Consider the following 12,601-nt stretch of genomic DNA (forward strand, 5'->3'; position numbering starts at 1 on the left):
GGGATGGCATTAACCGAGGTTAAGCGCGGACAGGGCGCTGCGATTTCGCTGTTCGAGCACATCGCCGGGCACCCGTTGCCGCAGGCGGAGCGGCTGGCCGAGGCGATCCAGGTGCGCAGCATCGGGGCCGGCGAAACCGTTTTCCATCAGGATGAGCCGCATCCCTATGTCTACGTGATCGAAAGCGGCCTGGTGAAGCTCACCTATCTGCGTGCCGATGGCGAGGAATGGATCAAGTCCTTCGCCATCGAAGGTCGGTTCTTTGCCAGCCTCTCGGCCCTGGTGCCTGCCGGGCGGGCGAGCTTCTCGGCGATCGCGGTCGAAGGTGGGCGTCTCGAGAGATTTCCGTTCGGGACGCTGCAGGCGCTGGCCGACGCCGATCTCGGCTGGTCGCGGATGATCCGAAGCGCGCTGATGATGCTGGCTGAGCGCAAGGAGCGCCGCGAATGCCAGTTCCTGACGCTGGATCCCGCAGAACGTTATCGCGCACTGCTCGTCGAGGAACCGGAGGTGGTCGCGCGCGTGGCGCAGAAGGACCTCGCCGGCTATCTCGGCATCACCCCGGTCGGCCTCAGCCGCATCGCCAAGCGCGTGCGGGCGGAGGCCGGCGCCCAAGCTTAACCCGGGTTAATGCGCGGCATCCGACAAGGAGCGATACCAGCCGCCGTTGCAAAACGGAGGCTCATCTTGACCAAACAGAAAACGGCATCGGATTTCCTGCTCTTCCTCAGATCCTGGGCGGCAAGACCGCTGGAGGTCGCGGCGATCGCCCCTTCGAGCAGGCGGCTGGCGGCCGCCATGACCACCGAGATCGGCCCCCTCTGCGGCAACGTGCTCGAACTTGGGCCTGGCACCGGAGCCTTCACGCGGGCACTGCTGCGCAATGGTGTCTACGAGGACAATCTCATCCTGGTGGAACGCAATCCGGCTTTCGCGACGCTGTTGCGGGAGCGGTTCCCGAGTGCGACGCTGATCGAGGGCGACGCCCAGCACCTGGCGCTGCCTTCGGTGAAGTCGGTCGGGGCGGCGATCAGCGGCCTGCCGCTTCTGTCCATGCCGGCGCAGACCGTGCGGGCGATCCTTTCGTCGGTCTTCCATCACCTTGCCGAGGACGGAAGCCTGTTCCAGTTTACCTATGGACCGCGATGCCCGATCTCGCCCCGCGTTCTGGACGAGCTTGGCCTCAAGGCTTCGTTCCGGCGCTGGGTGCCGCTCAACCTGCCGCCTGCCAGCGTCTATCGCATTTCGCGGAGCTGCGCCTGAGGTGGGCAGTCTCATTACCTTGACGGCGCGCGCCGGCTGGGCGGGTAGGACTTTCTCGGCCTCCTGCCCAAGTCGGAATTCATTTGCTGTTATTATCTATAGAATAAGTTCATTATCGCGCCTCAACCAAGGAGAGGCGGATGAGCAACGTACACTTCCTGAGAGAACCGGCGCCAGCGAGCGCCGAGCATGACGAAAGGCGCCGAGAGCTTTTCGCCCGCGCCGAGGCGTTGTCACAGGATCTTGCCCGGCGCGGCGCCGAACTCGACCGGGTGGGCGCGCCGCCGCGCGCGGAGATCGAGGCGCTCCGCCAGGCCGGTCTGTTGACGGCGCTGCATTCGCCGGAGATCGGCGGGGCGGGCTTGAACTGGGTCGACGGGTTGCGGCTGGTGCGTATCGTCGCGCGCGGCGAAAGCTCGATCGGGCAATTGCTGGGCTACCACTACGTCAACAGCCAATACGTCTACTGGGCGGCCGCCGACCCCCGACAGACCTGGGTGCTGGGCGCCGAAACAGTGGAACGCCAGCTCTATTGGGGCGCTGCCGTCAACCCGCGCGACCCAGGGCTGACGCTGGAGCGGCGCGGCGCGCACTACGTGTTGAATGGCCGCAAGACCTTCTCGACCGGCGCCCATGTTTCCGACCGCATCAACGTCAATGCGGTGCTCGACGGCAAGATCGCCAACTTCGTCGTGCCCACCGACCGTCCCGGCTATATCGCCAACGACGACTGGGACAACATCGGCCAGCGCCTGTCGGACAGCGGCAGCGTCGAGTTCCGCGACTTTCCGGTGTATGGGCGAGATTTCATCCAGCCGCTTGCCGATCCGTCCGACCCGCCAGCAGTGCTGGCGACCTTCAACACGCCGCTGATCCAGCTCGTCTTCGTCAATTTCTATCTCGGCACGGCCGAGGGGGCGCTGGCAGCAGCGCTCGACTACGTCCGCAGCACGACGCGTCCCTGGGTGACATCGGGCGTCGAACGCGCCAGCGACGACCCCTATATCCTCAAGGCGATCGGAGAACTCCAGACAAGCCTGAAGGCATCTGTCGCACTTGCCGATGCGGCAGCGGCGGCGGTGGAAGCGGCCTTGTCGCAGGGCAGTTCGGTGACGGCGGAGGCGCGGGGCGCGGCGGCGATCGAGGCCTATGCGGCCAAGGTGCATTCGACCCACGTGGCGCTCGACGTGACCGCAAGGGTGTTCGAATTGATGGGCGCGCGGGCCACGGCCGGCCACTACCGCTTCGACCGCTACTGGCGCAACGTTCGCACCCACACGCTGCACGATCCAGTTGCCTACAAGGCGCGCGAGGTCGGCGACTTTACACTCAACGGGCGGATCCCGCTGGTCAGCCTCTACAGCTGAACCTGACGTACGGGGTATTGTGCAAAAGAAAACGCCGCCTGAACAAAAGTTCCGGCGGCGTTTCTGTGATGTCTTCGATTAAGCGGAGGCTGCGACGGCCTGCCTCTGGCCGGCGAGGTCGCGATAGCCGGCGCCCGGGTGCGGCGCCGCAAGCCTTGGACCGGCGCCGAAGAGCTTTTCTCGCAGCGTGCCTTCGCGGTAGCCGGTCTTGTAGACGCCGCGCCTCTGCAGTTCCGGCACCAGCAGGTCGACGGCGTCCTCGAAGGTCGCGGGCGTGACGGCATAGGCAAGGTTGAAGCCGTCGACATCGGTGTCCTCGACCCATTCCTGCAGGAGATCGGCGACCGTCGAGGGCGAGCCGACGAACACCGGGCCGAAGCCGCCGATGCCCACCCAGTCGGCCATTTCGCGCACGGTCCACACCCGGTCCGGATCGATGGTCGTAAAGGTCTCGACGGCCGATTGCACCGCGTTGGTGTAACGGTGGCGCAGCGGCTCGTCCGGGGCGAACTGGCCGAAATCGATGCCCGTCCAGCCGGAGATCAGCGCCAGGGCACCCTCGTAGGAGACGTGGCTGCGGTACTCGTCGAACTTCTTCTTCGCCTCCGCATCGGTTTCGCCAAGGATCACCGTCTGGAGATTGAAGGCAAGGATTTCGCGCGGGTTGCGGCCGGCGCGCGCTGCCGCCTCGCGGACATTGGCGACATAGCGCTTCAATACGGTTTTGGATGGCGCGGCGACGAAGATGCATTCGGCATGCGCCCCGGCAAAATCCTTGCCGCGGCTCGAAGAACCGGCCTGGTAGAGCACGGGCGTGCGCTGCGGCGATGGTTCGCTGAGGTGGATGCCGGGAACGGTGAAGTGGCGGCCGTGATGGTTGATCGGGTGCACTTTTTCCGGATGGGTGAAGATGCCACTTGCCCGGTCGCGCACGACGGCTGCGTCCTCCCAGCTTCCCTCCCAGAGCTTATAGCAGACCTCCAGATACTCTTCGGCGAGATCGTAACGGTCGTCGTGGCGCGCCTGCTGCGCCTGGCCGATGTTGAGTGCGCCGCTGTTGAGATAGGAGGTGACGATGTTCCAGCCGACACGCCCCTTCGTCAGATGGTCGAGCGTCGAGATGCGGCGGGCGAAAGTATAGGGGTGCTCGAACGAGAGCGAGGCCGTCAGCCCAAAGCCGAGATGCTGGGTTTCGTAGGCCATGGTCGGCACCAGTTGCAGCGGGTCGTTGACCGGCACCTGGGCCGAATGGCGAAGGGCTGCATCCGTATTGCCGTTCAGCACGTCATAGACGCCAAGCACGTCGGCGATGAACAGGCCGTCGAACTTGCCGCGCTCGAGCGTCTTTGCCAGATGCACCCAGTAATCGAGATCCTTGTAGCGCCAGGACTGGTCGCGCGGGTGGGTCCAGAGCCCCGGCGACTGGTGGCCGACGCAGTTCATGTCAAAGGCATTCAGCCGGATTTCGCGGCTCATGGGTCTCTCCTTCGGGCAAGATTGGGCGCTGCCCGAAGCGCCGGTCACGCCTCGGAGCGATCGCGCGCGGTCGATGGGCTCAGAGTGCGCCGTTCTTCGGCGGCTTGATGCCGTTCAGGTGGTAGTTGCCGACGACGTGGTGTTTCCAGCGCACCGGGTCGTGCAGCGTATGGGTGCGGGCGTTTCGCCAGTGGCGGTCGAGGTTGAGGCCGATCTTCGTCGATGCGGTGCCGGCGAGTTCGAAGAGCGTGTTGCTCGCCTCCAGGGCGATTTCGGTCGTCAGGACCTTTGCCGCGGCAACGGCGAGCGTCGCTTCGACCACGCTTTCCTCGGTGCCGTTGATCTGGGCGACGTCGACCTTCTTGCCGGCACGCTCGACCGTTGCCGTTGCCGCCTCCAGGCGGATGGCCAACTGGCCGATGCGGGCGATCGTCAACGGATCGTCGGCCGCCCGTTCGACGCCGCTGTCCATCCAGGGGCGCGCGTGATTGCGTACAAAGTCGAGGGTTTCGGCAAAGGCCGCGCGCGCAATGCCGAGGTCGATGCCGGCATGGATGATCTGGCCGACGCTACCGATCGTCGTCGGTCGCTCGAAGCCGCGGTGATGGCGCACCACCGCATCGGCGGCGACATAGACATTCTGCAGCACGGTCGTGCCGCTGCCGGTCGTGCGCTGGCCGAAGCCGTCCCAGTCGTCGATGATCTGCAAGCCCTCGGCGCCACGGGGCACGAAGGCCATGGTCAGCTTGTCGTTCGGATCGAGCGCGAAGACGACGATCCATTCGGCAAAGAGCACGCCGGTCGAATAATATTTGCGGCCGTTCAGGCGGAAGCCGGGGCCGTCGGGGGAAAGCCGGGTCTCATAGTCGCCGACGGTTTTCGTGCCGCGCTCGGAAAGGGCGTTGCCGAAACGGTCGCCGGCAAGCGCCCGCCCGAAGAAAAAGGCCTTCTGCTCCTCGGTGCCGTCGGTGCGCAGCGCCTCGAGAATGTAGAAATGGTTCTGCGGGATCTGGCCGATCGAGGAGTCCGCTTCCGAAAGGATGGCGGTGACTTCGGCAAGAACGGCATTGGAGACGTCTATGCCATCATATTCCGGCGGCACGGTGATCGCCAGCAGGCCGGATTGGGCGAGCGCATCGAGCTCGTCGAAGGGCAGAATGCGATCGGTATCCCGCTCGTTGGCGCTCCCCGCAAATTCCGCCGCCAGCGCACGCGCGATCGACAGCGCTTCCTCTTCGCTTTCGATCCGGTGCGCCGGGGCTCTTGTTTTCTCGGAAAGCCGCGAGATCGTTCCCATGTGACTGCTCCCTGTCGATTGAGGTGCATATCAGTGAATTATCTGGCCTGATCGGGTAAGATAGTATATTCTATAGAATTTATCGATTGGAGTATTTCGTTTCGGCCTTGATGGCGACTTGGTGTTTACCTTCGGGTCGGGATGGGTAAAATCGATTCGGGGGAAGGCCGGGGAAGAGGACCCTGGTGACGGTCGGCGGCGTGTATGCTCACCGATTTCCCGCCAAAATTGACTGCGGCTCAGGGAACCATCGCCCGATTTGTGCATTGCCTCATCGCCTGCAGTTTGACCCGTCGCGTGGCCCCAGAGTATCGGCCACCTGGCACGAACACAAATACATGCTGACAGAATTGGCCATTCGCGTTTCCCGGCCTTAACCACTGAAGGAGACACAAATGACGAATTTCCTGCCTGCTCTCCATGAAGGGCACGCCTCCATCACGCTCCAGAACCTGTTTCGTGATGCTCTGGAGGCCTATGATGACTGGGGCGCCAACATGCCCGAGCCCATCGTTGCGTTCGAAGGCAAGCGCATTCCCATCAGCGAGGTCTTCGACTGGATGAAACCTTGCACCGACATCATGCCGGCAAACCTCATCGGCATCGTGACGGACCGGCTGAACAAGCCGTGGAGCGGTGAGGGGCCGCTCGACGCCATGACCGTCTCGACGGCGGCGCGTGTCATGTCGGTGCTGACGCGGCGGCAGCTGCGCAGCTTCGGCCGCGGCTCGATCGAGATCTTCGCCGACCGCTTCAACCATCCGGTCCATGCCAGCGCGTGAGACCGGTGACCTCTGGGGAGCGCGTGCGCGCGCTCCTCGTTCCCGGCGGGTATCCGGCATGGATTTTCCCGCAGCTTGCCCACCCCTTCCTTGAAGCATCGCCTTCCCGTAAACACGAGGGGAGAGCAAGCGGATGTTCGAGCGGACCGGGGGCGGCGTGAATTTTCGACAATTGGAAGTGCTGCGCACGCTGTTGGCGACCGGATCGACGATCGCGGCCGCAAAGACCATGGGGCTCAGCCAGTCCGGCGTCAGCCGGCTGTTGCAGCAGCTCGAGGAAGAACTGTCGCTGACGCTATTTGCCCGCGACAAGGGCCGGCTGATTGCGACGCCCGAGGCGATGAAGCTCGCCGAGGATGCGGAGCATATTCTGCTCGGCATCGACCGCTTCACCAATCTGGCGCAGGACCTGCGCAGCGGCGCAGTCGGCCCAGAGGTCGTGCGCATCGGCCTGCCGAACAGCATGTCCGAGACCTTCGCCCCGGCGATGCTCGCCGACTATGCCAAGGATTTTCCCGGCGTGCGCGTCGAAACCTTCTTCGACACGACCGTTGCGATCGCCCGCCTCGTCGAGCAGCGCATCATCGATTTCGGCTTCCTGCGCTATGAGGGGCAGCTGAGCGCCGGTCTCGAAATGCAGCCGGTCGCAACCGGCCTCAGCGTCTGCGTCATGGAAAAGGGGCACACGCTTTCGCAGCACGAAACCGTGACGCCGAAGGAACTGCGCGGCGTGCCCTTGATCCTGATCGGCCGCCGCCGGCCGACGCGGGTCATGCTCGACGAGATCTTCCGCAAGGCCGGCGTGCCGCAAAAGGTCAAGATCGAGACCCACAGCAACAGCTCGGCCTGCGCCTACGCGGCCTACGGCCTTGGGGTCGCGATCATCAGCAGCTTCTTTGCCAATCTGCACCGACACCTGCCGATCGAGATCCGTCCGTTTTCGCCGCACCTCACCCAGGATTTCGGCGTCGCGACGGCGGCTGGCGTACCGCTGTCGCTCGCAGCCCAAGCCATGATTGACTGCCTCAAAAGGCAGGTCGCCGCTTCGCAGCAGCCGTGAGGCAATGGCCTCAGGGTTGCGGCCATTGGCAATGGGACGGGCGCGACACTACATTGCCGGCCGATACGAACATTAGAGCGGATAAGATCATGTTTCAGGCAGCCACCATCGACACAGGCGACAAGCGCGCTTTCTACGCGGAGCTGGCCCAGCAGCTCGAATCGCTGCTTCATGGCGAGCCGAACCTGATCGCCAACGCGGCCAATACGTCGGCGCTGATGTTCCAGACCATGCCCAGCCTCAATTGGGCGGGGTTTTATTTCCTCGAAACCGACGACGAACTCGTGCTGGGACCGTTCCAGGGCAAGCCTGCCTGTGTGCGCATCGCCGTCGGCCGCGGGGTCTGCGGCACGGCCGTCAAGGAAGACCGCTCGATCCTCGTGGAAGACGTCCACGCCTTTCCCGGCCACATCGCTTGCGATGCGGCCTCGCGCTCGGAACTCGTCGTTCCGGTCAGGCGTGACGGCCGGGTGATCGGCGTCATCGATCTCGATAGCCCGGAGCCTGCGCGCTTCGACCGCGACGACCAGAGTGGCATCGAAAAACTTGCCGCGATCTTCGCGGCGGCAATCGCATAGGGCCGCCGTCGTGGATGATCTGGCAAGGACAGACAGGCTTTCGCTTCGAGCCGCAGCATGACGGATGCCGCTCCTGTCGTGAACGTCGAAACGCATGCGCGCGTGGCCCGCAAGATCGACGTCGTCGTCATTGGTGCCGGCCAGGCGGGACTGTCTTCGGCCTTTCATCTGAGCCGGCTCGGGCTGGAGCCTCACAGGCAGTATCTCATCATCGACCGGTCGCCGCAGCCGGGCGGCGCCTGGCAGTTTCGCTGGCCGTCGCTGACTTTGAACACGGTCAACGGAATTCATGATCTCCCCGGCATGAAATTTTCCGAAGCGGTCGATACCAGCAAGGGCGAGGTCCACGCGGCCGTCGCAGTGCCGCAATATTACGGCGCCTACGAGAAGGCGTTCGATCTGCCGGTCCGCCGGCCGGTGGCCGTCAAGGTCGTGTGCGACCGTGGCGAGCGCTTCAGGGTGGAGACGGACGACGGCGCCTATGCCGCCCGAGGCATCATCAACGCGACCGGCACCTGGGAGGCCCCCTATATTCCGCCCTATCCAGGCGCGGAGCGCTTCAAGGGGCGCCAGTTGCACACGAAGGATTATCAGTCGGCAGGGCAGTTCGCCGGGCAGCATGTGGTGGTTGTCGGCGGCGGCATCTCCGCCATCCAACTGCTCGATGAAATATCGCAGGTGACATCGACGACCTGGGTAACGCGCGAGGAGCCGGCCTTCCGCAACGAGCCGTTTACGCCGGAGGTCGGACGCGCCGCCGTAGCGATGGTCGAGGACCGGGTTCGCCGCGGCCTGCCGCCGGGCTCGGTCGTCTCGGTGACGGGCATTCCGGTGACGCCGGCGATCATGGCCGCACGCGCACGCGGCGCGCTCGAGCGCCAGCCGATGTTTGCCGAAATGACAGAAAACGGCGTGCGCTGGCCGGATGGACGCGAGCTGCCCGTCGACGTCATTCTGTGGAGCACCGGCTTCAGAAGCGCGCTCGATCACCTGGCGCCGCTGCAACTGCGCAATGCTGACGGCGGTATCCTGATGACCGGTCGGCTGGCGACGCAGGTGGCAAAAGACCCCCGGATCCATCTCGTCGGCTACGGTCCGTCGGCTTCCACCATCGGTGCGAACCGGGCGGGAGGCGCTGCCGCTCGCGAACTCTCAGATTTTCTTCATCTGACCTGACGGACACCGGCGCGATCGCGAAGGCTTCGTCGCCGGCAAGCCGGCGGGCAACGCCCGTCCGGCGGCGCTGAAGTTGCATGCCCTTTTCATAGAGGTATGACGTTTACTCATAATATTGCGCGATTTTTTCCAATCGATCATAGTCCCTGTAACAAGAGAGCCGACGGGCGGGAGAATCGCGGTAACGCGGGCGGCCTGCCTCAGTACGGGGAACCCATGATCAAATTCATTCTCAATCGCCTCGTGATGGCGATACCGACGATGGTCATCGTCTCGGTGGCCGTCTTCACGCTCATCCGCCTCATTCCCGGCGACCCGGCAGCGCTGATGCTCGGCGACATGGCCGAGCCGCAGCAGATTGCCGCGTTGCGCACGGAGCTCGGTCTCGACCGCAGCATCCCGGAGCAATTCGTCATCTGGGCCGGCAATATCCTCTCCGGGGATTTCGGCACCTCGATCGTCACCGGCGAGCCGGTGCTGCATCTGGTGGTCAGCCGCTTCTTCGTCAGCGCCGAAATCGTCGTCATCGCCGTGTTTCTTGCAAGCCTGATCGCGGTTCCGGCCGGCGTCATCGCCGCCTGGCGGCAGAACAGCCTGACCGACCTGGCGCTCGTCGGTTCCGCGACTGTGCTTCTGTCGATCCCCACCTTCTGGCTCGGCCTTCTCCTGCTGCTCGCCTTCGGCCTGAAGCTCGGCTGGCTGCCGGTGCTCGGCTACGTGCCGATCTCGGAGAACTGGAAGGCCGGCCTTCTCTATCTGGTGCTACCGGTCATGACCCTCGTCATCCACGAGATGGGCGTGATCATCCGCATGGCGCGCGCCTCGACGCTCGAGGTGCTCAGGCTCGACTACATCACTCATGCCCGCGCCAAGGGGCTTTCGGAAAGTGCCGTTCTCTGGCGCCATGCCTTCAAGAACGCCTTCGGTCCGACCTGGACGATGATCGGCCTGATCCTCGGCAACCTGCTCGGCGGCATCGCCGTCATCGAGACGGTGTTCACCATTCCGGGTCTCGGTCGCCTGATGGTCGATGCGATCTTCCAGCGCGACTATCCGGTGATCCAGGGGTGCCTGCTGCTCGTCGCCTTCTCCTATGTCGTCGTCAACCTCGTGGTCGACCTCCTCTATCCTCTCTTCGATCCGCGGGTGGTGGCAGAATGAGAAAGCTCACTTTCAACGGCGTCATCGGCGGCGGCCTGATCGGGCTGCTGGTCATCGCCGCCCTCATCGGCCTTTTCTGGACGCCCTATGATCCGATGGCGCTCGGCTTCACCGCGCGTCTTGCCGCCCCCGGTGCAGCGCACTGGCTCGGCACCGACGAGTTCGGCCGCGATGTCGCGAGCCGCCTGATGGTCGGCGCCCGCGCCAGCGTCTGGATCGGTTTCCTGACGGTCACCTTCGCCGTCGTCTTCGGCACCTTCATCGGCGTCGTCAGCGGCTATGCCCGCGGCTGGATCGATGGCGTGATCATGGCGATCAACAATGCGCTTCTGGCCTTCCCCGGCATCCTGCTGGCGCTCGGCCTGCTCGCCATCTTCGGCGCCAACCAGTACGGCATCATCTTCGCGCTCGGCATCGCCTATACGCCGTCGATGGCCCGCGTGGTACGCGGCGCGGTGCTGTCGCTGCGCGAACGTGAGTTCATCGAGGCGTCGCGGGTGATGGGCAATGGCGAGATCTACACGATGCTGCGCCACATCCTGCCGAACTGCCTGGCGCCGATCACGGTGCTTGCGACCTCGATGTTCGGCTGGGCAATCCTGTCGGAAAGCGCGCTTTCCTTCCTCGGCCTTGGCGTTCCGCCACCGGCTCCCACCTGGGGCAACATGCTCGCCGCCGGCCGCCCGTTCATCGAACAGGCCGTCTGGCTCGGTTTCTTCCCCGGTCTCTGCATCGCTCTCACCCTGCTCGGCATCAACCTTCTGGGCGACGCCCTGCGCGACAAGCTCGACCCCCGCATGCGAGGCCTGAAATGACCGGCAAGACCCTCTTAAGCGTCGAAGGCCTTTCGTTGGCCGTCAGCCATACCGGCAACCAGGTGGTCAAGAAAGTCAGCTTCGACGTCGCGCCCGGCGAAATCGTCGGAATCGTCGGTGAAAGCGGCTCCGGCAAGACGCTCGCGACCCGCGCGATCATCGGGCTCATTCCGCCGGCTGTCCGCCATGTCGGCGGAACGATCCTCTACCGGGGCAAGGATGTGCTCGGGATGAAGGATCGCGAGCTGCGTGAGCTTCGCGGCGGCGAGGTCGGCGTTGTCTTTCAGGAGCCGATGACCTCGCTGAACCCGTCGATGACCATCGGCCGGCAGCTCGAAGAAGGGCTGATCCTGCACACCAAGATGTCGGTCGAGGAGCGCCGCACGGCGATCCTCTCGATGCTTGGTCGCGTCGGCATCCGTGAGCCCGAGCGGGCATTGACCGCCTATCCCCACGAGTTCTCCGGCGGCATGCGCCAGCGCATCATGCTGGCCTCGGTCATGCTGTTGAAGCCGGCCTTGCTGATCGCCGACGAGCCGACCACGGCGCTCGATGCCGTCGTGCAGCGCGACGTCATGGAGTTGATGGTCGAGCTGACCCAGGCCCAGGGCACGGCGGTGCTGCTCATCAGCCATGACCTGCCGATGGTTGCCCGCTACACCAACCGTTTCGTGGTGATGGAAAAGGGCGTCGTCGTCGAGCAGGGGCTGACCGAAGAGATCCTGCAGGCGCCGCAGCATCCCTATACCCGCAAGCTGCTCTCCTCGCTGCCGTTCCGCGGCGCGGCGCGTGAACTCGACACGACGCGCACGCCGATGGTTTCGGCACGCAACATCGTGGTCGAATATCCGGGCCGCAAGGGGCTGTTCCGCCGCCACGAGCCGAAGCGCGCGCTGCATGGCGTCAGCGTCGATATCCACGTCGGCGAGGTCGTGGCGCTTGTCGGCGGTTCCGGCTCCGGCAAGACGACGCTCGGCCGCACCATCGCCGGCCTCGTCCAGCAGGCCGAAGGCGAGATCCTGTTCCAGGGCCGCGAGCGCAGCGCCGACTGGCGCGACTATCGCTTGAACTGTCAGATGGTGTTCCAGGATCCCTATTCCTCGCTCGATCCGCGCATGACCATCCAGGCGCTGGTCGAGGAAGCGCTGCGGCTGGTGCCGGATCTCGACACGCCGGCCAAGCGCCGCCGTGCTCTTGAAACGCTGGAGGAAGTCGGGCTCAGTGCCGATTTCGCCAATCGTTATCCGCATGAACTTTCCGGCGGCCAGCGCCAGCGCGTGGCGATCGCCCGGGCGATCGCGCGGCGACCGAAGTTCCTGATCGCCGATGAGCCGGTTTCGGCGCTCGACGTGACGGTCCGCGCCCAGGTGCTGGAACTCTTCTCCAACCTGCAGAAGCGATACGGCTTCTCGTGCCTGTTCATCAGCCACGATCTGGGCGTCGTTGAGCAGGTCGCCGACCGGGTCATCGTCATGCAGGACGGGCGCATCATCGAAGAAGGCGACCGCGATCGTATCTTCGATGCGCCGAAGGAGGCCTATACCCGCAAGCTGCTGTCCGCGATCCCGGCGCTCGATCTCAACCAGACCGGCGGCGTCACCCTCAAATGGCGTCTGGAGGCCTGAG

The 12,601-nt window shown here is 64.6% G+C and carries 12 protein-coding genes; 10 read left to right on the forward strand and 2 right to left on the reverse strand.

Translation table 11 applies throughout. The features are described from left to right. Window positions 1–3 precede the first annotated feature (3 nt). The 3 genes from JVX98_RS06325 to JVX98_RS06335 all read left to right on the forward strand — a co-directional run bounded on the left by JVX98_RS06325 (window position 4) and on the right by JVX98_RS06335 (window position 2,630). A complete protein-coding gene (locus JVX98_RS06325) occupies window positions 4–621 on the forward strand; it encodes a Crp/Fnr family transcriptional regulator (RefSeq protein ID WP_205236184.1) in 618 nt (205 codons plus the stop codon). A gap of 66 nt (window positions 622–687) precedes the next feature. Further along, entirely contained in the window at window positions 688–1,263 is a 576-nt protein-coding gene (locus JVX98_RS06330) for a class I SAM-dependent methyltransferase (protein WP_246764809.1), read from the forward strand. Between the two features lie 140 nt (window positions 1,264–1,403). Further along, window positions 1,404–2,630 (forward strand): acyl-CoA dehydrogenase family protein, encoded by a 1,227-nt coding sequence (locus tag JVX98_RS06335; protein ID WP_205236186.1) that lies wholly within the window; start codon window positions 1,404–1,406, stop codon window positions 2,628–2,630. 78 nt (window positions 2,631–2,708) lie between these two features. Here the strand turns inward: JVX98_RS06335 and JVX98_RS06340 are convergent, their stop codons facing one another. Then, the gene (locus JVX98_RS06340; protein ID WP_205236187.1) at window positions 2,709–4,106 is read right to left on the reverse strand and encodes an LLM class flavin-dependent oxidoreductase; all 1,398 of its coding nucleotides are present in this window, start codon (window positions 4,104–4,106) and stop codon (window positions 2,709–2,711) included. Window positions 4,107–4,185: 79 nt separating this feature from the next. Further along, on the reverse strand, window positions 4,186–5,403 hold the full coding sequence (locus JVX98_RS06345) for an SfnB family sulfur acquisition oxidoreductase (RefSeq protein WP_205236188.1): 1,218 nt from the start codon (window positions 5,401–5,403) through the stop codon (window positions 4,186–4,188). Between the two features lie 395 nt (window positions 5,404–5,798). Between JVX98_RS06345 and JVX98_RS06350 the strand changes: the two genes are divergently transcribed. The 7 genes from JVX98_RS06350 to JVX98_RS06380 all read left to right on the forward strand — a co-directional run bounded on the left by JVX98_RS06350 (window position 5,799) and on the right by JVX98_RS06380 (window position 12,600). Next, window positions 5,799–6,185 (forward strand): hypothetical protein, encoded by a 387-nt coding sequence (locus JVX98_RS06350; RefSeq protein WP_043617543.1) that lies wholly within the window; start codon window positions 5,799–5,801, stop codon window positions 6,183–6,185. 157 nt (window positions 6,186–6,342) lie between these two features. Continuing rightward, window positions 6,343–7,245, forward strand: a complete 903-nt coding sequence (locus JVX98_RS06355) for a LysR family transcriptional regulator (RefSeq protein WP_034805970.1) — start codon at window positions 6,343–6,345, stop codon at window positions 7,243–7,245. A gap of 89 nt (window positions 7,246–7,334) precedes the next feature. Beyond that, on the forward strand, window positions 7,335–7,823 hold the full coding sequence (locus JVX98_RS06360) for a GAF domain-containing protein (protein ID WP_192450367.1): 489 nt from the start codon (window positions 7,335–7,337) through the stop codon (window positions 7,821–7,823). A gap of 57 nt (window positions 7,824–7,880) precedes the next feature. Further along, entirely contained in the window at window positions 7,881–8,999 is a 1,119-nt protein-coding gene (locus JVX98_RS06365; protein WP_205236189.1) for an NAD(P)-binding domain-containing protein, read from the forward strand. 216 nt (window positions 9,000–9,215) lie between these two features. Beyond that, window positions 9,216–10,160, forward strand: coding sequence for an ABC transporter permease (locus tag JVX98_RS06370; protein ID WP_192450369.1), 945 nt, complete (start codon window positions 9,216–9,218; stop codon window positions 10,158–10,160). After that, on the forward strand, window positions 10,157–10,975 hold the full coding sequence (locus JVX98_RS06375) for an ABC transporter permease (protein WP_205236190.1): 819 nt from the start codon (window positions 10,157–10,159) through the stop codon (window positions 10,973–10,975). The genes JVX98_RS06370 and JVX98_RS06375 overlap by 4 nt, the downstream gene beginning before the upstream one ends. Beyond that, entirely contained in the window at window positions 10,972–12,600 is a 1,629-nt protein-coding gene (locus tag JVX98_RS06380; RefSeq protein ID WP_205236191.1) for an ABC transporter ATP-binding protein, read from the forward strand. The genes JVX98_RS06375 and JVX98_RS06380 overlap by 4 nt, the downstream gene beginning before the upstream one ends. The last annotated feature ends 1 nt before the right edge of the window (window position 12,601 follow it).

Origin of the sequence: Ensifer sp. PDNC004, assembly GCF_016919405.1 — a bacterium.
Taxonomy (GTDB): Bacteria; Pseudomonadota; Alphaproteobacteria; order Rhizobiales; family Rhizobiaceae; genus Ensifer.